Origin of the sequence: Streptosporangium sp. NPDC002721, from assembly GCF_042888905.1 — a bacterium.
Lineage (GTDB): Bacteria > Actinomycetota > Actinomycetes > Streptosporangiales > Streptosporangiaceae > Streptosporangium.
Genome location: NZ_JBIAQI010000008.1, coordinates 96,002 through 118,681, shown reverse-complemented (window position 1 = coordinate 118,681; position 22,680 = coordinate 96,002). Strand labels below are relative to the sequence as shown.

The following is a 22,680-nucleotide window of genomic DNA, read 5'->3' as shown; positions in this document are numbered from 1 at the left end:
AGCCGGAGCCTTCCGACATGAACTGGATCATCGCCGCGGCCTCGCTGGCCCTCGCCGGGCTGGCCGTCCTGGTTTTCCTGGCCCTTCGCGTGATGCGCGCGGCCGCCGAGCTGAGCCGTGAGGTCGACCGCACGCAGGGCCGGCTGGAGCCCGTTCGGGTCCTGTTCGGCGAGCGTACGGCGACTGTACGGGGGCCGAAGGGATGAGTCTGCCCTCCGGGGAGCGTACGATCGGGGCAGAGACTGCACGTCGCCCGGCGTAAGGATGTGTAATGCCCAACCTCGGACCCACTGAGCTCATCATCATCGGCCTGATCCTGGTGCTGCTCTTCGGCGCCAAGAAGCTGCCGGAAGCCGCCCGCGGGCTCGGCCGGTCGCTGCGCATCTTCAAGTCGGAGACCGCCAAGCTCCGCGACGAGGACGAGCCGCAGACCGCGACCGCCACGGTCGTCCAGGCACAGCCCCAGCCCGCCGCCCCGGCTCCGCAGCCGATCCCGGCGGCGACCCCGGCCCCGGCCCCCGCGCCGAGCACCGAGGAGCAGGCCCGCCAGCTCGAGGAGCAGGCCGCCCGGCTGCGAGCCCAGGCCGGAGCGCCCAAGTCGCAGTGATCGGCGGTAGCCTGAAGATCTACCCTGATCGTCCGACTCGTCACCCCAGGATTCGTGAATGGCGCTGCTGAAGTGGCCCAAATCGGGCCGGAACGGGGCGGCACCCCCGCCCGCCGATGCGGGCGACAGCCGCATGCCGCTCATGGAGCACCTGCGCGAGCTGCGTAACCGGCTGGTCATCGCCCTGCTCGGTCTGGTCGCCGGCATCATCGTCGGTTTCATCTTCTTCGACCCGATCTGGTCTTTCGTGTCGGCCCCCTACTGCGGGCTTCCCCAGGCGCAGGAGTTGCGGCCGGGCCAGTGCACCATGCTGATCCTCGGCGTCTTCGACTCCTTCTTCGTCAACCTGAAGGTCGCGGCGATGTTCGGCCTCGTGGCCTCCTCGCCGATCTGGTTGTGGCAGATCTGGGGTTTCGTCACCCCGGGTCTGTACCGCAACGAGAAGCGTTACTCGATCCTGTTCATCATGCTGGCCGTCCCGCTGTTCCTCGCGGGCGCGGCGCTGGCCTACTTCGTGATGGACACGGGCCTGTCGATCCTGCTGGGCTTCGCCCCTCCGGGAACGCTCACCGGCATCACGATCGACGAGTATCTCGGCTACGCGCTGATCATGCTCATCGTGTTCGGCATCTCCTTCGAGCTGCCGCTGCTCATGGTGTTCCTGAACATCATCGGGGTGCTGCCGCACGCGCTGGTCGCCAAGCACCGCCGCATGGTCATCTTCATCATGTTCGTCTTCGGCGCGGTCGCCACCCCCGGCGGCGACCCGTTCACGATGATCGCGCTCGCCCTGCCGATGGTGGTGCTGTTCGCCCTCGCCGAGGGGTTCATGTACCTCAGGGAGAGAAGGCAGTCGAAGAACGACGACTTCTCCCACCTGTCCGACGACGAGGCCTCCTCGCTCGACGACGACGCCTCGCCCCTGGGCGACGTGGCCCCCGTCGGTGACGTGACCCCCGTCGGCGATCCCGCTCCTATCGATTCGAGAACGACCGACACCGATCCCGGCAAATAGGGGATAAGTTCCGGTCTGTGCCCGCAGAGATCGCAGTCCTCGTCAACCCCGCCGCCCGCGGCGGCCGTTCGCGGGGACTGCTCTCCCCGGTGCTCGACCGCCTGAGGCAGGGCGGGCGCGAGGTCTCGGTGATCCTCGGAGACTCCGCCTCCGACGCCCTGGAACGCGCCTGCACGGCCGTCGCGGAGGAGCCCGAGGCGCTGGTCGCCTTCGGCGGCGACGGCCTGGTCCACCTGGCCGTCCAGGCGGTCGCGGGCAGCGGCGTGCCGCTGGGCGTCATCCCGGTGGGCACCGGCAACGACATCGCCGCCGCGCTCGGCATCCCCCTGAAGGCCCCGCTGGCCGCCGCCGACACCGTGCTGCGCGGGCGGGTGCGCACGGTCGACGCCGCGAAGGTGGGCCGCGACGAGTGGTTCGCCGGGGTGCTGGCCTGCGGCTTCGACTCCCGGGTCAACGAGCGGGCCAACACGATGACCTGGCCGCCCGGCATGGCCAGGTACCTGGTCGCCCTCGCCGAGGAGCTGCGCTCCTTCCGGCCCATCCCGTTCAGGATCGACCTGGACGGCGAGATCGTCGAGCGCGAGGCCATGCTGGTCGCGGTCGGCAACACCTCCTCCTACGGCGCGGGCATGCGGGTGTGCCCCGGCGCCGCCCCCGACGACGGCCTGCTGGACGTGACGATCCTCGGCGCCATCCCCAAGGGGGAGTTCCTGCGTACCTTCCCCCGCGTCTACCGGGGCTCCCACGGCGCCCACCCCGCCGTCACCATGCGCCGCGCCCGCCGGGTGACCCTGGAGGCGCCCGGAGTGATCGCCTACGCCGACGGCGAGCGGATCGGCCCCACCCCGCTGACGTGCGAGATCGTTCCCGGCGCGCTGGAGGTCCTCGTCTAGGGTCACCCGGGGGGGTACGGCACCTCCCGGAGCGCCCGCGCGGCCGGTGGTTCCCGGGACAAAGGCCGGTGTTTCCCGGGACAAAGGGGGGACGGACCGGAATCCCGATATCGGTAGGCTGGAGGCATGACGACCCCAGCGGAACGATACGCTGCCTTCCGTCAGAGCCAGGCCGAGAGCGGGCCGGCGCTGACCTCGTTCCGCGGTCTGTACGACTTCGAGCTGGACGACTTCCAGCTCGACGCCTGCCGGGCGCTGGAGGCGGGCGACGGGGTCCTCGTGGCGGCCCCCACCGGTTCGGGCAAGACCGTCGTGGGCGAGTTCGCGGTGCACGTGGCCCTGGAGGAGGGCCGCAAGTGCTTCTACACCACCCCGATCAAGGCGCTGTCCAACCAGAAGTACAACGACCTGGTCAAGCGGTACGGCACCGACAAGGTGGGCCTGCTCACCGGTGACAACAGCGTCAACGGGGAGGCCCCGGTCGTCGTCATGACGACCGAGGTGCTGCGCAACATGCTCTACGCCGGGTCCTCCACCCTGGCCGGGCTCGGCTTCGTGGTGATGGACGAGGTCCACTACCTCGCCGACCGGTTCCGCGGCGCGGTCTGGGAAGAGGTGATCATCCACCTGCCCGAGTCGGTGCGCCTGGTCGCCCTGTCGGCCACGGTCAGCAACGCCGAGGAGTTCGGCGAGTGGATGGGCGAGGTCCGCGGCGACACCAGCGTCATCGTCGACGAGCACCGCCCGGTCCCGCTGTGGCAGCACATGCTCGTCGGCAGCCGCATCTACGACCTGTTCGTCACCGGCGACGACGACCGGCGCCCGCAGATCAACCCCAACCTCCTGCGCATCGCCAGGGACGAGGAGCGCCAGACGTACGGCAGGGGGCGCCGGGGCTACTCGCGGCCCCGCAGGAACGGCCCGCCGGACCGGGCCGCGGCCATCGAGCGCCTGGACGCCGACGCCCTGCTGCCCGCGATCACCTTCATCTTCTCCAGGGCCGGCTGCGACGCCGCCGTGATGCAGTGCCTGCACGACGGCATCCGGCTCACCACCGACGCCGAGCGCCACGAGATCCGGCAGATCGTCGACGAGCGCACCGCGCACCTGCCCGACGAGGACCTGGGCGTGCTCGGCTACCTGGAGTGGCGCGACGCCCTGGAGCGCGGCCTGGCCGCCCACCACGCGGGCATGCTCCCGGCCTTCAAGGAGGTCGTCGAGGAGCTGTTCACCCGGGGCCTGGTCAAGGCCGTGTTCGCCACCGAGACCCTCGCGCTGGGCATCAACATGCCCGCCCGCTCCGTGGTGATCGAGAAGCTCGACAAGTGGAACGGCGAGACCCACGCCGACCTCACGCCCGGCGAGTACACCCAGCTCACCGGCCGGGCCGGGCGCCGCGGCATCGACGTGGAGGGCCACGCGGTCGTCCACTGGCAGCCGGGCACCGACCCGCTCCAGGTCGCCGGGCTGGCCAGCACCCGCACCTACCCGCTGCGCTCCAGCTTCCGCCCCTCGTACAACATGGCGGTCAACCTGGTGGGCCAGGTGGGCAGGGAGCGGGCCAGGACGCTCCTGGAGTCCTCGTTCGCGCAGTTCCAGGCCGACCGGGCCGTGGTGGGCATCGCCAAGCAGGTGCGCCGCGCCGAGGAGGCCCTGGAGGGCTACCGCCAGGCGATGACCTGCCACCTGGGCGACTTCGAGGAGTACGCCGCGATGCGCAGGGCCCTGTCCGACCGGGAGGCCGAGCTGTCGCGCCAGCGCGGCGCGGCCCGCAGGACGCAGGCGCTGCGCTCGCTGGAGGCGCTCAGGCCCGGCGACATCATCCGGGTTCCCGGCGGGCGCCGCGCCGGTCTGGCCGTCGTCCTCGACCCGGGCCTCAACTCCCGGGGCGAGGGCCCCTCCCCGCTGGTGCTGACCATCGGCAAGCAGGTCAAGAAGCTGTCGCCGGCCGACTTCCCCGTCCCGGTGGAGCCGGTCGAGCACCTGCGCATCCCGAAGAACTTCAACGCCCGCTCGCCCAAGGAGCGGGCCAACCTGGTCTCCTCCGTGCACGCCAAGATCGGCGACCGCGACTTCGGCAAGCCCGTCAGGGCGCGCGACCACGCCGCGGAGGACGACGAGATCAACCGCCTGCGCCGGGAGATCCGCCAGCACCCCTGCCACGGGTGCGACGAGCGCGAGGACCACGCCCGCTGGGCCGAGCGCTACCACAAGCTGCTGCGCGAGACCGAGGGGCTGCGCCGCCGGGTCGAGGGCCGCTCCCACGTGATCGCCCGCACCTTCGACAAGGTCTGCGGGGTGCTCGACCAGCTCGGCTACCTCGACGGCGAGAGCGTCACCGCCGAGGGCCGCCGCCTGGCCCAGCTCTACACCGAGCTGGACCTGCTGACCGCCGAGTGCCTGCGCGGGGGGCTCTGGAACGACCTGGACCCGGCCGAGCTGGCCGCGTGCGTGTCGTCACTGGTCTTCGAGTCGAGGCAGGCCGACGACGCCCGCCAGCCCAGGATCCCCGCGGGGGCGGCCCAGAAGACGCTGGCCGACATGGTCCGCCTCTGGGGCGATCTGGAGTCGATCGAGGGCGACCACGGCCTGTCGTTCATCAGGGAGCCCGACTTCGGCTTCGCCTGGGCGGCCTTCCGCTGGGCCAAGGGCCACACCCTGGACGCCGTGCTCCGCGACGGCGCCGCGGGCGCGGAGCTGGCCGCCGGAGACTTCGTCCGCTGGACCAAGCAGCTGCTCGACCTCCTGGGCCAGATCTCCGACGCGGCCCCGGCGGGGAGCAAGGTCAAGCAGACCGCGGGCAAGGCGATGGACGCCCTGCGGCGCGGGGTGGTGGCCTACTCGTCCCTGACCTGACACCTGACACCTGACGCCCGGCCGGGGCTCAGGCCGCCTCCGGCCCGAACCCCGGGCTGCGGGAGGGCCTCAGGCCAGGCTGAAGCGGACCTCGCGGGTGGTCGGGTCGGCGCGCGTCAGCCGGACGCGTACGGTCTCACCCAGCGGGAGCCCCTCGCCGTCGCAGCGGGCCACCACCGCCGGGTCGGTGACCTGCACCTGGCCCCACGGCCGGTCCTCGGCCACGTCGATCACCACGGCCTCGAACGTCTGGCCCACCCGCTCGCGCAGGACGAAGGCCTCCACCAGGTCCACGCAGGCCCGCTCGACGCCGCCCGCGCGGCGGCCGGTGGCGTGCATGATCTCCGGCAGCTCGCCCATGGCCCGCTGGATCTCCTGGGGCACCGGCTCGCCCGCCGCGATCGCCAGGCAGATCTCCGTGGCGTAGCGGTCGACGAGGCGGCGCAGCGGGGCGGTCACGTGCGCGTACGGCGCGCCCACGGCGGCGTGCTCCGCCTGCGCGGGCGGCTCGCCGTTGAAGGCGACGTATCCGGCGCCGCGCAGCAGCACGGTCGACTCCTGCAGGAACGCGGCCTGCTCGGGGATCTGTGGGTCGAGGGAGTGCACGACGTCGCCGTATCCCGCGCCCTCGGGCCAGGGCACGCCGAGCGCGGCGGCCACCCGGCGGACCTGGGCGATCCTCTCAGCGGGAGCGGGCGGCAGCACCCGCAGCAGGCCGATCTCGGCGTCCAGCATCATGGCGGCGGCGGCCATGCCCGTCAGCAGCGAGATCTGCGCGTTCCAGGCCTCGGCGTCCAGCGGGGCGCGCAGCTCCACCCGGTAGCCGTCGCCGTCGGGGACGACCTCCTGGTCGGGGGTGGGCAGCGTCACGCCGCCCCTGGCCCGCTCCTGGGCGAGCCTGAGCCGGCCGATCTCGGCCAGCAGCCGCAGCGTGCCGTCGGCGGTGCCGGTGTCGATGGCTGCCTGCGCGTAGTCGTAGTCGAGCCGCTCGCGGCTGCGTACCAGCGCCCTGGTCACGTCCGCGCCCACGATCCGGCCCTCGGCGTCGAGGTCGACGCACCACAGCGCGGCGGGCCGCGTCACGCCGGGCAGCAGGCTGGCGGCGCCCTCGGACAGGACGGGCGGGTGCAGCGGCACGCGCCCGTCGGGCATGTAGACCGTCTCGCCGCGGACGCGGGCCTCGGCGTCGATCGCGCCGCCGGGCCTGACGAACGCCCCGACGTCGGCGATGGCGTACCAGACGCGGTAGCCGCCGGGCTGCTCCTCCAGGTGCACGGCCTGGTCGAGGTCCATCGCCCCCGGGGGGTCGATGGTGATCAGAGGCAGGTCGGTCCGGTCGAGCCGGGGCAGGGCGGGCACCTCGGCGACCCACTCGGCCTCGTCGACCACCGCCCGGGGGAACTCCTCGGGCAGTTTCATCTCACGGCGGATGCGTTCGAAACCGTCGTCGAGCCGCGGATGGGACTCTCCGGGCACCCGGATGCTCTTGTGAGGCACAGGGAGCAACCTACCGGCTCCCGGCGGGCCGCCCCACCGGCCGGCCGGGACGACGGTGACCGGCACGGCCGGGGGCCAGGTCAGAGCCCGGACGCGGTGAGAGGGAAGCGGGAGTCAGAACGTGGAGGTCAGGCGCTCCAGCGGCCCGGAGAGGCCGTAGCGCTCGCTCAGCGCCGCCAGGGCCTCCGGGTCCCGGGGCTCGGCGGGAAGCGCGATGTCGACCTCCGGAAGGGGGACGTCGTGGGCGACCCGGACCACCTCCGGCGCCACCCGCAGGTAGTCGCGGGCCGCCGACAGCTTGGCGCGCTGCCCGGCGGTGAGGTCGCCGCCCCCCTCACCCCCGTCGACGGCGCGCAGCAGCGCCTCCAGCGACCCGAACCGGGTGATCAGCGCCGCCGCGGTCTTGTCCCCCACCCCCGGCACGCCCGGCAGGCCGTCGCTGGGGTCGCCGCGCAGGGTGGCGAAGTCGGCGTAGGAGCGGCCGGGGACGCCGTACTTCTCGGCGACGGCGGCCTCGTCGACCAGCTGGAGGTTCTTCACCCCCCTGGCGGTGTAGAGGATCCGGACCGGCCGGGAGTCGTCGACCAGCTGGAACAGGTCGCGGTCGCCGGTGACGACGTCGACCTGGCCGCCCGCCCGCGCGGTGAACGTGCCCATCACGTCGTCGGCCTCGTAGCCGGGGACGCCAACGCGGGCGATGCCCACCGCGTCGAGCACCCGCTCGATCACCGGCACCTGCGGGGCGAGCGTGTCGGGGGTCTCCTCGGCGCCGCCCTCGGCGACCCGGTGGGTCTTGTACGTCGGGATGGCCGCCACCCGGAAGGCCGGGCGCCAGTCGGCGTCCATGCAGGCGACGAGCTCGGCGGGGGAGTGGCGCCGGACCAGCATGGCGATCATGTCGATGACGCCGCGGACCGCGTTGACGGGCATCCCGTCGGGCGCGGTCATCGACTCGGGGATGCCGTAGAAGGCGCGGTAGTACAGCGAGGGGGTGTCGAGAAGCATCAGACCGGGCATGGCGAACATTTAACCAATCAGCCGAGCACCCCGATCGCCAGGACACAGGTGTCGTCCTCGGGGTTGGGGCCGCCGATCACCTCGATGAGCCGGTCGAGACCGTCGTCCAGATCGCCCCTGAGCAGGGCCGCGGCCTCCATGGTCAGCGCCAGGCCCTCGTCGATGTCGCGGGTGCGCCGCTCCACCAGCCCGTCGGTGAACAGCAGCAGCAGGTCGCCCTCCCGCAGCTCGACCCCGGCCAGCTCGTACGGCTCGTCGGGGGTGGCGCCCAGCAGCACCCCGGCGGGCTGGTCGAGCTGGGTGGCCGTCCCCTCGCGGACCAGGATCGGCGCCGGGTGCCCGGCCTGCCCCCAGGTGAACCTCCTCGTGGCCGGATCGAGGTGGCCGACGACCGCGGTCGCCGTCGTCTCGGGCATCCGGTGCAGCACGAGGTCGTTGAGCCAGGCCAGCAGCCTGTCGGGGGAGTGGCCGGTCATCGCGAGGCCGATCAGGGCGTGACGCAGCTGGGCCATCTGGGAGATCGCGGGCATCCCGTGGCCTGACACGTCGCCGATGGCCAGCAGCACCCTGCCGTCGGGCAGGGGGACGGCGTCGTACCAGTCGCCGCCGAGGCCGGGCTTGACCCCCGCCGCCACGTAGCGGACCGCGATGCGCGCGTGCGGCAGGTCGATGGTGTCGCCCAGGCCCGGCATGATCGCCTCGCGCAGCGCCACGCTCATGTCGTGCTCCTCCGCGACCTGCTCACGGACCCGCAGCAGCTTGCTGCGCGACTCCGACATGATCCGCTCGGCGCGACGGCGGCAGGTGATGTCCTGCACGACGCCGTGCACGGCGGGCCGTCCGCCGGTCACGACGGGGTCGAGCGCGGCGCGCAGGTGCCGCACCTCCCCGTCGCGGCGGATGCGGAACTCGGCCTCCCCGCCCTCGGACCGGTGCACGACGGACCACAGCAGCCGGTCGAGGTCGGGCCGGTCGGCCGCCTCGACGTGACCGGGCAGGTCGCGCAGCTGGATCGGGCCGTCACCGGGGGCACGGCCGAATATGGTGTACGCCTGGTCGGACCAGGTGGACTCTCCGGTCTGGAGATCCCACTCGGCCCAGCCCATCTCGCCCATGCGCTCCGCGTGCGCCAGGCGTGCGGTGAGGAGGTGTCGCTCCACGGCCATGTGCTCGTCCGGCTCACCGCACGATCGCCGCGCCGTCTCGGCGGCGGTCGACGGGGCCGGGCCGGTCACCTGGTCGTTTCGTGGGTGGAGGGGTGGCTGGTGGCCGCCCACTACGCCGACCATGTAGCTCGCTCTCGAAATGTATGGCTTTACGGATATTTTGCCAACAAAATGTGATCGTACTTCAACAGATTGTAGTGGCGGAGTCGCCTTCGTGCCTTCCTTTCCCTGACTTTCGGTTTCCGGGCCCGGCCCGGATGCGCCGCCGTTCCGGCCGGGATTAGATTGGTCGGCGTGAAGACGGAGCCCTCTGACGACCTTTACCCCGTGACCCGCCTGGCCGCCGCCCGCGAGGCGGCCGCCGCCGCCGGGCTCGACGCGCTGCTGCTCACGCCCGGCCCCGACCTTCGCTACGTGACCGGCTACGAGGCCCTGCCGCTGGAGCGGCTCACCTGCCTGGTGGTCCCGGTCAGGGGCGAGGCGTTCCTGATGGTGCCCCGCCTGGAGCTGCCCGCGGCCGAGCACTCCCCGGCGTCGCGGCTGGGCGTGGAGTTCGTCCCCTGGGACGAGACCGACGACCCGTACGCGGTCGTCGGCGGGCGCCTGGGCGCGGTCCGCAAGGTCGGCCTCGCCGACCGGATGTGGGCGATGCAGTCGCTGCGCCTGCGCGACGCGATCCCCGGCGCCGAGCAGGTGCTCGCCGGGACCGTCCTGCGCGGGCTGCGGATGCGCAAGAGCCCGGCCGAGGTGGCGGCGCTGCGCGAGGCGGGCGCCGCGATCGACGCCGTCCACGCCCAGGTGCCCGGCTTCCTGCGGGCCGGCAGGACCGAGCGCGAGGTCGGCAGGGACATCGCCGAGGCGATCATCGCGGCCGGCCACTCCACCGTCGACTTCGTCATCGTCGGCTCCGGGCCCAACGGCGCCAGCCCGCACCACGAGCTGTCGGACCGCGTCATCCAGGAGCGCGAGCCGATCGTGATCGACATCGGGGGCCAGATGCCCGGCGGCTACTGCTCCGACTCCACGCGCGTCTACGCCGTGGGCGAGCCCCCGGCCGGGTTCCTGAAGTACTACGAGGTGCTCAGGCGCGCCCAGCAGGCGGCCTGCGACGCCGTGGCCCCCGGGGTGACGTGCGAGGCGGTCGACGCCGCCGCGCGGGAGGTGATCGCGGCCGAGGGCTACGGCGAGTACTTCATCCACCGCACCGGCCACGGCATCGGCCTGGAGACCCACGAGGAGCCCTACATCGTCGCGGGCAACACCGAGCCGCTGGCGCCCGGCTTCGCCTTCTCCGTCGAGCCGGGGATCTACCTGCCGGGGGCCCACGGCGCCCGCATCGAGGACATCCTCGTCTGCACCGACGAGGGCGGCGAGCGGGTCAACCACCGCCCTCGCGAGCTGGTGATCGTCTAGCGGCTCCCGGGCCGGTGGCCTTCGGCCCGGTCGCGTGGAGACGGCCCGGCGCAGGGTCGCGTGACCGCGGTCGCGTGGGCCCGGCCGTGTGGCCGTGCGTGTGAGGGAACGGTCGTGTGGCCGTGCGCATGCGGGGACGATCGGGTGACTGCGCGTGGGGACGGCCGTGTGGTTGTGCGCATGCGGGGACGATCGCGTGGCTGCGCGCGTGGGCCCGGCTGTGTGACTGTGCGTGCGGGGGACGGTCGTGTGGCTGTGCGCGCGTGGGGACGGCCTGTGATCGCACGCGCACGGGGGCGGCCGTGTGGCCGGGGTCGCGCGGCGGGTGTCAGAATCGGGGTGGCCGGTGATCCCGGCCGCCCTCTCGCCGTCCGCGCCGGGACCCCGGAGCCGGGACTCCGCGCCGGGACCCCGGAGCACGCGGGCGCGACTCCCTCCCCGCGAACCCTGGGGCGGGTCTCCACGCTGGAAGGACTCAGATGACCGTTGAGCGCGTTCTGCCGACCGGCGACGCCCATGACCTCCTGGACCTGGTCCGCGACCTGATCGGCAAGGAGGTCGCGCCCCGGGCCGCGGCCGACGAGTCCGCCGGGCGCTTCCCCCGGGAGGTGTTCACCACGCTCGGCCGCGCGGGGCTGCTCGGCCTTCCCTACCCCGAGGAGCACGGCGGGGCGGCGCAGCCGTACGAGGTCTACCTGCAGGTGATCGAGGAGCTCGCGGCCGGCTGGCTGGCGGTCGGCCTCGGCCTGTCGGTCCACACGCTGTCGTGCTTCCCGGTGGCCGCCTACGGCACCGCCGAGCAGCGGGCCGCGCTGCTGCCCGAGATGCTGGGCGGCGAGTGGCTGGGCGCGTACTGCCTGTCGGAGCCGCAGTCGGGGTCCGACGCCGCAGCGCTGGCGACCAGGGCGGTCCCCGGGGACGGCGGCTCCGCCGGTTACACGGTCGACGGGGTCAAGGCCTGGATCACCCACGGCGGCGCAGCCGACTTCTACACGCTGATGGCCCGCACCTCGGCCGACGGCGCGCGCGGCATCTCCTGCTTCCACGTGCCCGCCGGGACGGAGGGGCTGTCGTTCGGCGCGCCCGAGCGGAAGATGGGGATGAGGTCCTCGCCGACCGCCCAGGTCCGCTTCGACGGGGTGCGGCTGGCGCCCGAGGCCCTGCTGGGCTCCGAGGGGGAGGGCTTCCGGATCGCGATGGCCGCCCTGGACGGCGGCAGGCTCGGCATCGCCGCCTGCGCCGTGGGCGTGGCCCAGGCGGCCTTCGAGACCGCCACCGCGTACGCCGCCGAGCGCCGCCAGTTCGGCTCGCGGATCATCGACTTCCAGGGGGTCGGCTTCATGCTCGCCGACATGGCCACCCAGATCGCCGCCGCCCGTGCCCTCTACCTGGATGCCGCCCGGCTGCGCGACGCGGGCCGGCCCTACGGCACGCGGGCCGCGATGGCGAAGCTCTTCGCCACCGACATGTGCATGAAGGTCACCACCGACGCGGTCCAGGTCCTCGGCGGCTACGGGTACGTGGAGGACTTCCCGGTCGAGCGCCTCATGCGGGAGGCCAAGGTGCTGCAGATCGTCGAGGGCACCAACCAGGTCCAGCGCCTGGTCATCGGCCGCGCCCTCGCCAGGGACGCGGAGAACGCCGGGCGGTGACGTCCGCGCGCCGGTGATCCGCGGGGTGGTTCCGGCGGAAGCGGTCCGGTCCGGGAGGGGGCGCCTCCCGGCCCGGACCGCGGGGTCAGGGGGTCAGAGCCCGTACGTCTCCAGCAGCCGCAGCCAGATCTCGCTGACCGTGGGGAAGGACGGCACGGCGTGCCAGAGCCGGTCGAGGGGCACCTCGCCGACGACGGCGATCGTCGCCGAGTGCAGCATCTCGCCCACGGCGGGACCGGCGAAGGTCACCCCGAGCAGGACGCGGCGCCGCTCGTCCACGACGGCCTTGGCCCTGCCCCGGTAGCCGTCGCCCTGCAGGTAGGCCCCCGTCACCCTGGCCAGGTCGTACTCGACCACGCGGACGTCGAACCCCTCGGCGCGGGCCTGCGCCTCGGTCCGGCCGACCGAGCCCACCTGCGGGTCGGTGAAGACCACCTGCGGCGCGCCGTACGCGTCCGCCAGGTCGCGCAGGCCCGGCAGGTCGTCGGGCTCGCCCTTGGCCCGCGCCGCGATGACGTCGCCGCACACCCGCGCCTGGTACTTGCCCATGTGGGTGAGCAGGGCGCGGCCGTTGATGTCGCCCACGGCGTACAGCCAGCCGTCGGGGACGCCGGTGGCGCGCATGCTGTCGTCGACCTTCACCAGGCCGCCCGCCTCCAGCCCGACGGTCTCCAGGCCGAGGTCGCCGGTCGCCGGACGTCTGCCGGTGGCCACCAGCAGCTCGTCGGCCTCCACCGGCGGGCCCTCGGAAAGGTGGACCGTCACCGGGCCGCCGGGTGCGGGCCGCTCGACCCTCGCCACCTTGACGCCCGTGCGCACCGTGATGCCCGCCTCGGCGAACGACGCGGCCACCAGCTCCCCGGCGAACGGCTCCATCCTGCCGAGCAGCCCGCTGCGCGCCAGCACGGTCGTCTCCCGGGCGCCGAGCCCGTGCATGGCCTGGGCCATCTCGCAGGCCACCACGCCGCCGCCCAGCACGGCCAGCCGTCCGGGCACGCTCCTGGTCGCCGTCACCTCACGGCTCGTCCACGGCGACGCCTCCGCCAGGCCGGGGACCGGCGGGACGGTCGCGCCGGTGCCGGTGGCCAGCACGACCGCCCGCCGGGCGGTGAGCGTGCGGACCGAGCCGTCCTTCGCGGTCACCACGACCCGTTTGGGGCCGTCCAGCCGCCCGTGTCCGCGGACGAACTCCGCGGGCACGCTTCCGATCCACTCGACCTGCCCGCTGTCGTCGAAGTGGGACACCGCCTCGTCGCGCCGGGCGAGCACGGCGGCGGTGTCGATCGGGCCCGGTGTCAGGCCGGGCACCCGGGCGACCTCGGCGGTGAGGTCCACCGGGCGCAGCAGCGCCTTGCTGGGGATGCACGCCCAGTAGGAGCACTCGCCGCCGGCCAGCTCCCTCTCGACGATCGCGGCGGTCAGCCCGCCCCTGACCGCGCGGTCGGCGACGTTCTCGCCCGCGGGCCCCGCGCCCACAACCACCACGTCGAACTCGTCCGACACGACTTACCTCCCACAGAGAACCGGCCATCGACCGCGCGCCGCCCCCGGCGACGCGGTCATACCAGCTTCGCACCCTCGGGCTCGGACCGTGGACACGCCCCGGATCCCCGCGGGTCCGGGCCGGATTCACCGGCGAGCCACCCCTGGGGTGCGCGCACGGAGCGGCCCCGCCCGCGGCGGGAACCGCGGGCGGGGCCGGGGCGGATGGGGAGGGCGGGGATATGCCTCGCCTTCCTCGCCCTCAGGACTCCAGCAGGCGCTCGGTGAAGAGCGTGACGGGCCTTTCGAGTTTCACGCCGTCCACGACGATGTCGACGACCTCGTTGTAGAAGGCGACGTGGTCCCTGATCCGCTCGGCGGCCGGGATCGGGTCGGGGTAGGCCCAGGCCACGTCGGCCGGGACGGAGCCGCCCTCGCGCAGGGACCAGTAGGAGGCGATCCCCTTGTACGGGCAGCGGGTGCTGGTCGCCGTCGGCTCGAACAGCTCCAGGTTCACGTCCTCCGGCGGGAGGTAGTAGCGGGTGGGCAGGCCCGTCTCGAACAGCAGCACCGGGCGCCGGGTCTCCGCGACGACCCTGCCGCCGATCTCGACCCTGACGTGCCGCGAGCCGGGCACCGGGTCGACCCGCTTGTACGGGTCACGGGGATGGACGAAGATCTCCTCCTCCTCTTCGTACCAGTGTTCGAGCACCTCGCCGTCGTGCAGGAACCACTCGAACGCGATGTGGCCGGGCAGGGCCGGGTAGCTCCACGCGGCGTTCGCGACGGTCTCGCCGCCGATCACCAGGTCGTGGAAGACCGTGGATCCCTCGTGGACGCCGGTGGCCGGCGGGGCGGCGGCCGGGCGCAGCAGGTCGGCGCGGACCTCCGCCTCGGGGAAGGCGTAGCGGGGCACCGGGTGCGACGCCTCCCAGACCAGCACCGGGTGGCGGCTGTCGACGACCGTGACGCCGCCCCTGGTGCCGCGTACCCACCGCTCGCTGGTCTCCCAGTTGAACGTGCCTGACGCGGGCATGGCCTACGCCTCCGCGAGTTCGGCGAGCTCCGCGACGTAGGGCCTGCGCTCGCGCCAGGCCGCGATCTGGTCGGGCCGCCCGAAGACCCGCAGGTACTCCTCGACCTGCCCGCCGGCCTGGTCCCACAGCAGCTCCGGCTCGAAGTCGCTGCCCTCGGGGCCGACGAACGGCGCCAGCGGCTCGATCACCGTGTCGAGGCTGGGGTGCCAGAAGACGCCGGTGGAGCGCCGGGTGACCGTGCCGCCCGCCACGACGCGGTGCCGGCCGGGGCGGAGCCGGCCGTTCGTCCACTTGGTGAGGAGGTGGCCGGAGAAGACCTGCAGGGCCCCGGGGACGATCGGCACCGGGATCCAGCTCCCGTCGGGCGCCTGCCCCTGCAGCCCCGCGTAGTCGCCGCGCTGGTGCAGCACGGTCAGCGCCGAGCCGTCGGCGTGCTCCAGCAGGAGCAGCTTGTCGTCGTCCGCCCCGGTGTCCTCGTGCGTCCAGGTCGGGTAGTCGTTGACGACGAAGCTCGTGTAGTAGGGCCGCCCGGAGATCGGGAACGTCGACAGGGGCACGCCGAGCACCCTGCTGTAGAGGTCGAGCACCCGCTCGGCCACGCCGACCGAGGCGTCGTGGTAGAGCCTGGCCACCGCGGCCAGGCCGGGCTCCTGCGGCGGCCAGACGTTGGGGTGGGCGTACAGCTGCGCGTACTCCTCCGACAGTCCCGCGGCCCTCGCCTCCTCGACGGTGTCGAACTGGCCGATGTTGAAGCGCTCCAGCTCCAGGCGCCCGAAGTCGTCGGGCCACTGCCGCCAGCCCCGGTAGGGGTGCCCGGTCGGGCTGGCCAGCCTCACCTTCTCCTCCCTGGGCAGGGCGAGGACGCGGCCGATCCGGTCGTGGAAGTCGTCGATCAGCTCGGCGGGGACGCCGTGGTTCACGACCTGGATGATGCCGACCTGCTCGGCCGCCGTGCGCACCGAGGCGATCAGTTCCTCGGGGGCGTCGTCGCCCAGGGCCAGTTCGAGGTCGATGACGGGGATCTGGGCGGTCATGCGTTTCTCCCTTGGATCGTGTCGAGCGTTTCGCGCAGCACCCCGGCCAGCTCGGCCGGGGTGTCCGCCGTGACGAGCCGGGCGGACGGGGCCCGGCGCGGGAGCTCGCCGGCGGCGGCGTCGCTCAGCCGGCCGCCGGTGGCGGGACGTACGAGCAGGATGGGCACCTCGTACCCGGAGAGGACCTCCAGCTGCTCCCAGAGGGTCTCGTCGCCGAGGTGCGCCGCGGCCTCGGCGGGCAGGTTTCCCAGGTGGTGGCGCCAGGTCCAGGTCCCGTCGGACTCCTCGGCGAGCTCGTAGCGGACGTCGGCGACCAGGTCCTCCTCGGCGGCGTCCGGCCTGGCCTCCCTGAGCCGGTCGAGCGCCTCCTCCCTGGAGGCGTGGCCGCCGGACGCGATGCCCGGCTCCCCCGGGGCGCCGGGAAGGGTGTCCAGCAGCACCAGGGCCCGTACCAGGTCGGGGGAGCGGGCGGTCAGCGCGATCGCGGTCAGCGCGCCGAGACCGGCGCCGGCCACGACCTTCGAGGCGGGGGCGAAGGACCGGATGGCCTCGCTCACCGCGGGGGCGAGCCTGCGCGGGGAGTAGACGCCGTTCGCGCGCCAGCCCGACCGGCCGTGGCCCGGCAGGTCGAGGGCGAGGGCCGGGCGGCCGAGCGCCAGCAGCAGCCGGTCCCAGGAGCGGGCGCTGCGGCGCGCCTCGTGCAGCAGGACGATCTCGGCCGGGCCGGTGTCCCAGGTGACACCGCTGACGTGGCCGCCGCTGACCACGGTGACCCAGCGGCGCTGGACGCGGTGCGGGTCGGGGCCGGGCAGGCCGAGGCTCTCGGCGAGCTCGGGCAGCAGGGCGAATTCCTGTTCGGGTACCGCGAGTTTGGATGACATTGGTGCCTCCATGAGGGCCGGTTGGGAAAAGGGCGTGTTCTAGGTCGATCCGTCCTCCTTTTCTTTGACTCGGGTGTCTCGGGTGCCGGTTCGTGGAAGGTCGCCCGTGCCGAGGTGGCAGCGGACCGCGTGGCCGTCGCCGAGGCGCGCCACCGGCGGGTCCACCGAGTCGCAGAGCCCCTCGACCCGCAGCGGGCAGCGGGCCGCGAACCCGCACCCGGCCGCGCCCTCCCGCCGGGTCCGGCCCGCCCGCGCGCCCTCGCCCGCCCGTACGGTCCCCGTGGCCTCTCCCGCGGGCCGGGCCCGCGACGCGGCGACCAGCGAGGCGGTGTACGGGTGGTGCGGGCCGGAGAGCACCCGCGAGGCGGGCCCCTCCTCGACGATCCGGCCGCGGTACATGACCGCGATCCGATCGGCCAGGTAGCCGACGACCGCGAGATCGTGCGAGATGAAGAGGTACGACGTCCCGGTGAGCCGCTGCTGCTCCGACAGCAGCCGCAGCACGCCCGCCTGCACGCTCACGTCGAGGGCCGAGACCGGCTCGTCGCACACCACCAGCTCGGGGTCCCCGGCGAAGGCGCGGGCGATCGCGGCCCGCTGCCTCTGGCCCCCGGAGAGCCGGTCGGGACGGGCGTCCAGCAGGTGGTCGTCCAGGTTGGCCCGTGCGGCCAGCTCGGTGACGGTGCGGGAGCCGCCCAGGCCGCGGACCGCCCTGGTCAGGATCGTGCGGATCGTGTGGCTGGGGTTCAGCGACGTCTCGGGGTTCTGGAAGACCATCTGGACGCGGCGGTGGTCGAGCGCGTCGCGCCGTCCCACGGCCGGGGCCAGCTCCCGCCCGTGCAGCGCGATCGTCCCCGTCCCCCGGGGGCCGAGCCCGGCGACGGCGCGGGCCAGCGTCGTCTTGCCGCTGCCCGACTCGCCGACCAGGCCGAGGATCTCGGCGCGGCCGACGGTCAGGTTCACCTCGTCGACGACGGTGGTCCGGCCGTACTTCCTGGTCAGGCCGCGGATCTCCAGCAGCGGCGCCTCGCGGGAGGCGTCCGCCGCACCGGCCGGGCCGGGTGGCTCACCGTCACTCTCCCCGGTCGTGTCGGTCGTGTCGGGCGTCATGGCGAGCAGCCGGTCGGTGTGGTGGCAGCGGGCCCGCCGCCCGCCGGGGGCGGTCACCAGCGCGGGCCTCTCCTCCCGGCAGAGGTCGTCGGCGAGGGCGCAGCGGGGCGCGAACGCGCACCCGCGGACCTCCTCGCCGGGACCCGGGGGCCGGCCGGGGATGGCCGCGAGCTCCCGCGCGTGACGGGAGACGCCCAGCCGCGGGGCGCTCGCCAGCAGCGCCGAGGTGTACGGGTGCCGCGCGCCCGCCATCACCTCCGCCGCCGGGCCCTCCTCGACCATGCGGCCCGCGTACAGGACGCCGACGCGCTCGCACAGGCGCCCGACCAGCGCGAGGTCGTGGCTGATGAGCACCACGGCCGCGTCCGTCTCCGCGCGCAGCGCCCAGATGAGGTCGAGGATCTCGTGCCGCACGGTCGCGTCCAGGCCGGTCGTCGGCTCGTCGAGGACGAGCAGCCGGGGGCGGGTGGCCAGCGCGGCGGCGATCACGACGCGCTGCTGCTGGCCGCCGGAGAGCTGGTGCGGGTAGCGCCGCGCGATCGCGGCCGGGTCCGGCAGCCGCACCCTGGCCAGCAGCGCGACCGCCTCCCGCCGCGCCTCGGCCCGGCCGCGTCCCCCCAGCCTGAGGACCTCCGCGAGCTGCGCGCCGATCCGCATCGTCGGGTCGAGCGAGCTGCCCGCCTCCTGGTGGACGACGGCGAGCGAGGTGGTCCGCCAGCGCCGCAGGTCCGCGGGGGAGAGGGCCGGGACCTCGACGCCGTCCACGGTCACCCCGCCGCCGGTGATCGAACCGCCGGGCGGCAGGTGGCGGCCCAGCGCGCGGCTCAGCGTGGTCTTGCCGCACCCCGACTCGCCCACGATCCCGTACGTCTCGCCCGGGGCGACGTCGAAGGAGACGTCCGTCACCGCCGGGGTCTCGCCGCGCGCCGTGCGGTAGGAGACCGACAGTCCCGACACACGCAGCCCCCGGCCCACCGGTTCCTCCTCACCGGGCCGGGATCCGGGGACGTGCGGGACCTGCCCGGGGGGTGGCGCGAGGCCGGGGCCGCGAGGGTGCGAGAGGCGAGGTCCGCCGGTGCCCGCCGTCCCGATGTGTCCCGTCCCGGTCATGACGCCTCCCATCTGCCGCGCAGCGAGTCGGCGACGAGCGCGACCCCCACCACGAGGGAGGCGATGGCCAGCGCCGGGGCGAGCACGGTCCAGGGCGCGAGCTGGAGCCAGACGCGGTTGTCCGAGACCGAGGCGCCCCAGTCGGGGGAGCCCGGCGGCTGGCCGAGCCCCAGGAACGACAGCGTGGCGGCGGCGAAGATCGCGTCGCCGAACCGGGAGGTCGCCTCCACCAGCACGGTCGTGCCGACGTTGGGGAAGATCTCCCGCCGCATCAGCGACCAGGGGCGCTCCCCGCGCAGCCTGGCCGCCTCGACGTACGCCTTCTCCCGCTCGACCAGCGTCGCCGCGCGGACGCTGCGGGCCACGATGGGCACGAACGACCCCGCGACGACCAGCACCATGACCGTCACCGAACGGCCCGCCAGGGCCACGAACAGCACCGCGGCGATGATCGCGGGGAAGACCACGACCGCGTCGAGCAGCCGCATGACGATCTCGTCGACGAGGCCGCCGAACGTCCCCGCCGCCAGGCCGACCGCGGTGCCAGCCACGACGGCGAGCGCGGTCGCGAGCGGCGCGACCTGCAGCACCGGGCGGGCTCCCGCGAGCATCCTGGAGAAGGTGTCGCGGCCGAACTGGTCGGTGCCCAGCCAGTGGTCGGGGCCCGGGGGCAGGAAGCGGCTCAGCGGGTCGTGCTGCTGCGGGTCGTAGGGGACCAGCTGCGGCCAGAAGGCGGCGACGACCGCCCAGGCCAGCACCAGGGCGCCGCCCGCGACGAGGGCCACGCGGAAGTCGCGCCCGGCCGCCCGCCGCCGCACCCCGCCCGAGCCTGAGCCCGCGCTCGCTGTGACGGCGCTCATGTGGACTCCCTCCCGCGCCCGGCATCCGGTGTCTCCCGGCGCTCGACGGCCGGGCGGCTCGTGTGCCCGGTCACGCGGCGGCCTCCCCGAGCCGGACCCTGGGGTCGAGCAGGCGGTAGGCCAGGTCGGCCGCAAGGATGATCGACATGTAGAGGACGCCGAGCACCATCGCGGTGGCCTGCAGGGTCGGCAGGTCCTTGTCGATCGCCGATTGCAGCAGCAGGGCGCCGATGCCCGGGTAGTTGAACAGCAGCTCGACGGCGACCAGCCCGCCGAGCAGGAACTGCAGCTGCACGCCGAGCGCGCTGGTGGCCGGCACCGTGGAGTTGCGCAGCACGTGCCGCCGCACCACCTGCGCCCGGCCGAGACCGCGCAGCTCCGCGGCCCTGACGTACGGGCTCTCCACCGCCGCCACGGTGCCGGCGCGCACGTGACGGGCGACGTAGCCGGTGCACAGCAGGACCAGGGAGATCACCGGCAGCGCCAGGTGGCCGAGCCGGGTCGCGATCGTCGCGCCGTCGGGAGCCTGGGCCGAGGCGGGGAACCAGCGCAGCCGCACCGCGAAGACGACGAGCAGCACCACCCCCGTCACGAACTCCGGTATGGCGCCCAGGGCCAGCCCGGTGACGCTGATGACCCGGTCGACGGGACGGTCGTGGTTGACCCCGGCGACCAGCCCGAGCGTCACGGCGACCGGTACCAGCAGGGCGAACGCCAGCCCGCCCAGGATCAGGGAGTCGGCGAGGCGCCCGAGCACGAGATCGCGGACCGGCACCCCGAGGGTGAGGGAGTCGCCCCACCCGCCGGTGAAGAACCCCGACAGCCAGTCGGCGTAGCGGTCGGCGAGCGGCCGGTCGAGCCCCAGCTGCTCGCGGAGCCGCGCCACGGCCTCCTCGCCCGCCTCGCGGCCCAGGATCGTGCGGGCCACGTCGCCGGGGACCAGCTCGGTGGCGGCGAAGACCATCAGGGACACCGCGAGCAGGGTGACCGGGATCGCCGCCAGCCGCCGGAGCAGGAACCGTCTCATGCCGCCTCCACCGCCCTAGAGCCGCGAGACCGAGCTGAAGTCGACGTAGCTCGATGGATGGGCCGCCACGCCGGTGAACCGCTTGCCGTCGTAGGCCCGCACGGTGCCGCTCCAGACCGCGATGATCACCGGGACGTCCTCGTGGAGCGCCTTCGCGATGATCGCGGCCTGGGCCTCGCGCTCCTCGTCGGTCGTCGCCGAGTCGTAGGCGTCGGTGGCGGCGTCCAGCGCGGGGTTGGCGTACTTCGAGCCGTTCCAGACGCCGCCGCTCTTGACCATCGGGATGATGAACTGGCTGGGTACCGCGCGCCCGGCCCAGCCCACCAGGTTGGCCCGGGTGAACAGCCAGGGGGTGTCCTTCTCCTGGTCGCCGCCGTAGAAGTCGCCGGACGTGCGCTGGTCGAGCTCCACCTCGATGCCGACCTGCTTGAGCTGGTCCTGCACGGTGAGGGCGTAGTCCTTGCTCGGCGGGTCGTAGGTCAGCGCGAAGGAGAGCTTCTCCACACCGGCCGCGGCGAGCAGCGACGCGACCTTGGCCGGGTCCTTGGCCCGCTGCGGGACGTCCGGCGGCGCGGCCGGGAACAGGGCCGCGAACAGGTGGTCGTTGCCCAGCGCGCCGATGCCGTCGTAGACGCCCGCGTTCACCCCCGGCCGGTCCAGCGCGTACGCGATCGCCTGGCGCACCTCCTTCCTGTCGAAGGGAGGCTGGTCCACGCGCAGGGTGAAGGCGGTCAGGCCGGTGCCCTGGACCTGGTCGACGACGATGTCGCCGAGCCCCTTGAGCGGCCCGGCCAGCGCGGGGCGGCTGAGGATCTGGGCGTCGATCTCGCCGCTCTGCAGCGCCAGCAGGTCCGCCTGGTCGTCGGCGTAGAAGGTGATCCGCACGCCGTCCAGGTATGGTTTGCCCGGTTCCCAGTACTTCGGGTTGCGGGTGAACACCGCGCCGCTTGAGGCGTCGTACGACTCCAGCAGGAACGGGCCGGTGCCGACCGGCCTGGCGGTGAAGTCGCCCGCGTAGTCCTCCTTGAGGATCACCGCGTTGTAGTTTCCCGCCGACACCAGGTACGGGAAGTCGGAGAAGGCCCGCTCCAGGGTGAAGACGACCGTCGAGTCGCCCCGGACGTCGATGCCGCCCCTGGCCAGCACCGAGTCGAACGCCGCCGCGGCGGCGGACTTGCTCTTCGGGTCGAGCAGCCGGTCGAAGGTGGCCTTGACCGCCTTCGCGTCCAGCGGCGTGCCGTCGGAGAAGGTGACGCCCTTCCGAAGGGAGAAGACCCAGCGCCTGCCGCCCTCCTCGGACTCCCACTTCTCCGCCAGGCGGGGGACGAGCTCGAAGTCCCTGTCCAGCCAGATCAGGTAGTCGGCCACCAGTTGGACGATCGCGATCGCGGAGCCGTCGTACATGGTGACGGGGTCGACCGCGGTCGGCGGCGGGGGAGAGCCGGCGCGCAGGACGCCGCCGGTCTTCGGGGTGCCCGGTGGGGAGGCGGCGGCGGTCCGGGGACCGCCGCCGCCCGCGCTCGCCGTGTCGCCCGCGCCGCCCGCGCAGGCGGCGAGCAGCCCGGTCAGCGCGGCACCTCCGGCCGCGCCGAGGAAGAGGCGCCGTGACAGGCCGGGAAGGCGGGAGAGCGTCTCGTGGCCCGGACCGCCGGGGACGGGGGCGCTCCGAGGGGCGTTCCGAGGAGCACGGTGGGGGGATTCCTGCATCGGAGGGTCTCCTCGCGGTCGCGGCTGGTGAGGATCCGCGCGGCCCGGCGCTGTCCCGCGGCGGCTCGAATATATCCATACTATTCAGGTAGGAATACTGGGATGTCAAGGGTGTGCGGCCTGCCGGGCCCGGGTGGCGCGACCGTTCCCGGCCTTTCACCGCACTTCCGGCCCCCGGTGTGTCCCCGGTGTGTCCCCGGTGTGTCCCCGGCCTTCCTCCGCGCCTCCGAGCTTCCGCTCAGGCCCTGCGGCTCCTGTGAATCCTGCGAGTTCCGTGGATCCTGCGGCCCTGCGAATCCTGCAGGTCTGCGAACCG

Annotated in this window: 18 protein-coding genes; 7 read left to right on the top strand and 11 right to left on the bottom strand. The window is 73.8% G+C overall.

What is annotated here, in order from left to right; genetic code table 11:
• The first annotated feature begins 17 nt into the window (after positions 1 to 17).
• The 5 genes from ACFYWM_RS12825 to ACFYWM_RS12805 all read left to right on the top strand — a co-directional run bounded on the left by ACFYWM_RS12825 (position 18) and on the right by ACFYWM_RS12805 (position 5,371).
• Positions 18 to 206, top strand: a complete 189-nt coding sequence (locus tag ACFYWM_RS12825; RefSeq protein ID WP_389913043.1) for a hypothetical protein — start codon at positions 18 to 20, stop codon at positions 204 to 206.
• 65 nt (positions 207 to 271) lie between these two features.
• Complete coding sequence (gene tatA, locus ACFYWM_RS12820) at positions 272 to 607, top strand: Sec-independent protein translocase subunit TatA (protein ID WP_389913040.1); 336 nt, start codon at positions 272 to 274, stop codon at positions 605 to 607.
• A gap of 58 nt (positions 608 to 665) precedes the next feature.
• Complete coding sequence (gene tatC, locus ACFYWM_RS12815) at positions 666 to 1,622, top strand: twin-arginine translocase subunit TatC (RefSeq protein ID WP_389913038.1); 957 nt, start codon at positions 666 to 668, stop codon at positions 1,620 to 1,622.
• A 17-nt stretch (positions 1,623 to 1,639) separates the two neighbouring features.
• Positions 1,640 to 2,515 (top strand): diacylglycerol/lipid kinase family protein, encoded by an 876-nt coding sequence (locus ACFYWM_RS12810; protein WP_389913035.1) that lies wholly within the window; start codon positions 1,640 to 1,642, stop codon positions 2,513 to 2,515.
• Between the two features lie 126 nt (positions 2,516 to 2,641).
• On the top strand, positions 2,642 to 5,371 hold the full coding sequence (locus ACFYWM_RS12805; RefSeq protein ID WP_389913032.1) for a DEAD/DEAH box helicase: 2,730 nt from the start codon (positions 2,642 to 2,644) through the stop codon (positions 5,369 to 5,371).
• A 69-nt stretch (positions 5,372 to 5,440) separates the two neighbouring features.
• On the opposite strand, the gene ACFYWM_RS12800 is transcribed toward ACFYWM_RS12805, so the two are convergent.
• The 3 genes from ACFYWM_RS12800 to ACFYWM_RS12790 all read right to left on the bottom strand — a co-directional run bounded on the left by ACFYWM_RS12800 (position 5,441) and on the right by ACFYWM_RS12790 (position 9,174).
• Complete coding sequence (locus ACFYWM_RS12800; RefSeq protein WP_389913029.1) at positions 5,441 to 6,868, bottom strand: RNB domain-containing ribonuclease; 1,428 nt, start codon at positions 6,866 to 6,868, stop codon at positions 5,441 to 5,443.
• Between the two features lie 114 nt (positions 6,869 to 6,982).
• Entirely contained in the window at positions 6,983 to 7,885 is a 903-nt protein-coding gene (locus ACFYWM_RS12795; RefSeq protein WP_389913026.1) for a 5'-3' exonuclease H3TH domain-containing protein, read from the bottom strand.
• A 17-nt stretch (positions 7,886 to 7,902) separates the two neighbouring features.
• Positions 7,903 to 9,174: a PP2C family protein-serine/threonine phosphatase gene (locus tag ACFYWM_RS12790; protein WP_389913023.1), complete on the bottom strand. Its 1,272-nt coding sequence runs from the start codon at positions 9,172 to 9,174 to the stop codon at positions 7,903 to 7,905.
• 171 nt (positions 9,175 to 9,345) lie between these two features.
• On the opposite strand from ACFYWM_RS12790, the gene ACFYWM_RS12785 reads away from it, so the two are divergent.
• Positions 9,346 to 10,464, top strand: coding sequence for a M24 family metallopeptidase (locus ACFYWM_RS12785; protein WP_389913020.1), 1,119 nt, complete (start codon positions 9,346 to 9,348; stop codon positions 10,462 to 10,464).
• A 479-nt stretch (positions 10,465 to 10,943) separates the two neighbouring features.
• A complete protein-coding gene (locus ACFYWM_RS12780; protein WP_389913017.1) occupies positions 10,944 to 12,116 on the top strand; it encodes an acyl-CoA dehydrogenase family protein in 1,173 nt (390 codons plus the stop codon).
• Positions 12,117 to 12,209: 93 nt separating this feature from the next.
• Here the strand turns inward: ACFYWM_RS12780 and ACFYWM_RS12775 are convergent, their stop codons facing one another.
• The 8 genes from ACFYWM_RS12775 to ACFYWM_RS12740 all read right to left on the bottom strand — a co-directional run bounded on the left by ACFYWM_RS12775 (position 12,210) and on the right by ACFYWM_RS12740 (position 22,364).
• Positions 12,210 to 13,619, bottom strand: a complete 1,410-nt coding sequence (locus ACFYWM_RS12775; RefSeq protein WP_389913014.1) for a dihydrolipoyl dehydrogenase family protein — start codon at positions 13,617 to 13,619, stop codon at positions 12,210 to 12,212.
• 241 nt (positions 13,620 to 13,860) lie between these two features.
• Positions 13,861 to 14,634, bottom strand: coding sequence for a DUF427 domain-containing protein (locus ACFYWM_RS12770; RefSeq protein ID WP_389913011.1), 774 nt, complete (start codon positions 14,632 to 14,634; stop codon positions 13,861 to 13,863).
• Between the two features lie 3 nt (positions 14,635 to 14,637).
• On the bottom strand, positions 14,638 to 15,669 hold the full coding sequence (locus tag ACFYWM_RS12765; protein ID WP_389913008.1) for a 2-oxoglutarate and iron-dependent oxygenase domain-containing protein: 1,032 nt from the start codon (positions 15,667 to 15,669) through the stop codon (positions 14,638 to 14,640).
• Complete coding sequence (locus tag ACFYWM_RS12760; RefSeq protein WP_389913005.1) at positions 15,666 to 16,550, bottom strand: alpha/beta fold hydrolase; 885 nt, start codon at positions 16,548 to 16,550, stop codon at positions 15,666 to 15,668. The genes ACFYWM_RS12765 and ACFYWM_RS12760 overlap by 4 nt, the downstream gene beginning before the upstream one ends.
• 39 nt (positions 16,551 to 16,589) lie before the next feature.
• A complete protein-coding gene (locus ACFYWM_RS12755) occupies positions 16,590 to 18,635 on the bottom strand; it encodes a dipeptide ABC transporter ATP-binding protein (RefSeq protein ID WP_389913002.1) in 2,046 nt (681 codons plus the stop codon).
• 131 nt (positions 18,636 to 18,766) lie between these two features.
• Positions 18,767 to 19,630, bottom strand: a complete 864-nt coding sequence (locus tag ACFYWM_RS12750; protein WP_389912999.1) for an ABC transporter permease — start codon at positions 19,628 to 19,630, stop codon at positions 18,767 to 18,769.
• A gap of 70 nt (positions 19,631 to 19,700) precedes the next feature.
• Complete coding sequence (locus tag ACFYWM_RS12745; protein WP_389912996.1) at positions 19,701 to 20,657, bottom strand: ABC transporter permease; 957 nt, start codon at positions 20,655 to 20,657, stop codon at positions 19,701 to 19,703.
• A gap of 15 nt (positions 20,658 to 20,672) precedes the next feature.
• Positions 20,673 to 22,364, bottom strand: coding sequence for an ABC transporter substrate-binding protein (locus tag ACFYWM_RS12740; RefSeq protein ID WP_389912993.1), 1,692 nt, complete (start codon positions 22,362 to 22,364; stop codon positions 20,673 to 20,675).
• Positions 22,365 to 22,680 lie beyond the last annotated feature (316 nt).

Coding starts and splice junctions, on each gene's coding strand:
- ACFYWM_RS12825 (WP_389913043.1), top strand. CDS start 18: ATGAACTGGATCATCGCCGCGGCCTCGCTGGCCCTCGCCGGGCTGGCC.
- tatA (WP_389913040.1), top strand. CDS start 272: ATGCCCAACCTCGGACCCACTGAGCTCATCATCATCGGCCTGATCCTG.
- tatC (WP_389913038.1), top strand. CDS start 666: ATGGCGCTGCTGAAGTGGCCCAAATCGGGCCGGAACGGGGCGGCACCC.
- ACFYWM_RS12805 (WP_389913032.1), top strand. CDS start 2,642: ATGACGACCCCAGCGGAACGATACGCTGCCTTCCGTCAGAGCCAGGCC.
- ACFYWM_RS12795 (WP_389913026.1), bottom strand. CDS start 7,885: ATGCCCGGTCTGATGCTTCTCGACACCCCCTCGCTGTACTACCGCGCC.
- ACFYWM_RS12790 (WP_389913023.1), bottom strand. CDS start 9,174: ATGGTCGGCGTAGTGGGCGGCCACCAGCCACCCCTCCACCCACGAAAC.
- ACFYWM_RS12780 (WP_389913017.1), top strand. CDS start 10,944: ATGACCGTTGAGCGCGTTCTGCCGACCGGCGACGCCCATGACCTCCTG.
- ACFYWM_RS12770 (WP_389913011.1), bottom strand. CDS start 14,634: ATGCCCGCGTCAGGCACGTTCAACTGGGAGACCAGCGAGCGGTGGGTA.
- ACFYWM_RS12765 (WP_389913008.1), bottom strand. CDS start 15,669: ATGACCGCCCAGATCCCCGTCATCGACCTCGAACTGGCCCTGGGCGAC.
- ACFYWM_RS12760 (WP_389913005.1), bottom strand. CDS start 16,550: ATGTCATCCAAACTCGCGGTACCCGAACAGGAATTCGCCCTGCTGCCC.
- ACFYWM_RS12750 (WP_389912999.1), bottom strand. CDS start 19,630: ATGAGCGCCGTCACAGCGAGCGCGGGCTCAGGCTCGGGCGGGGTGCGG.
- ACFYWM_RS12745 (WP_389912996.1), bottom strand. CDS start 20,657: ATGAGACGGTTCCTGCTCCGGCGGCTGGCGGCGATCCCGGTCACCCTG.
- ACFYWM_RS12740 (WP_389912993.1), bottom strand. CDS start 22,364: ATGCAGGAATCCCCCCACCGTGCTCCTCGGAACGCCCCTCGGAGCGCC.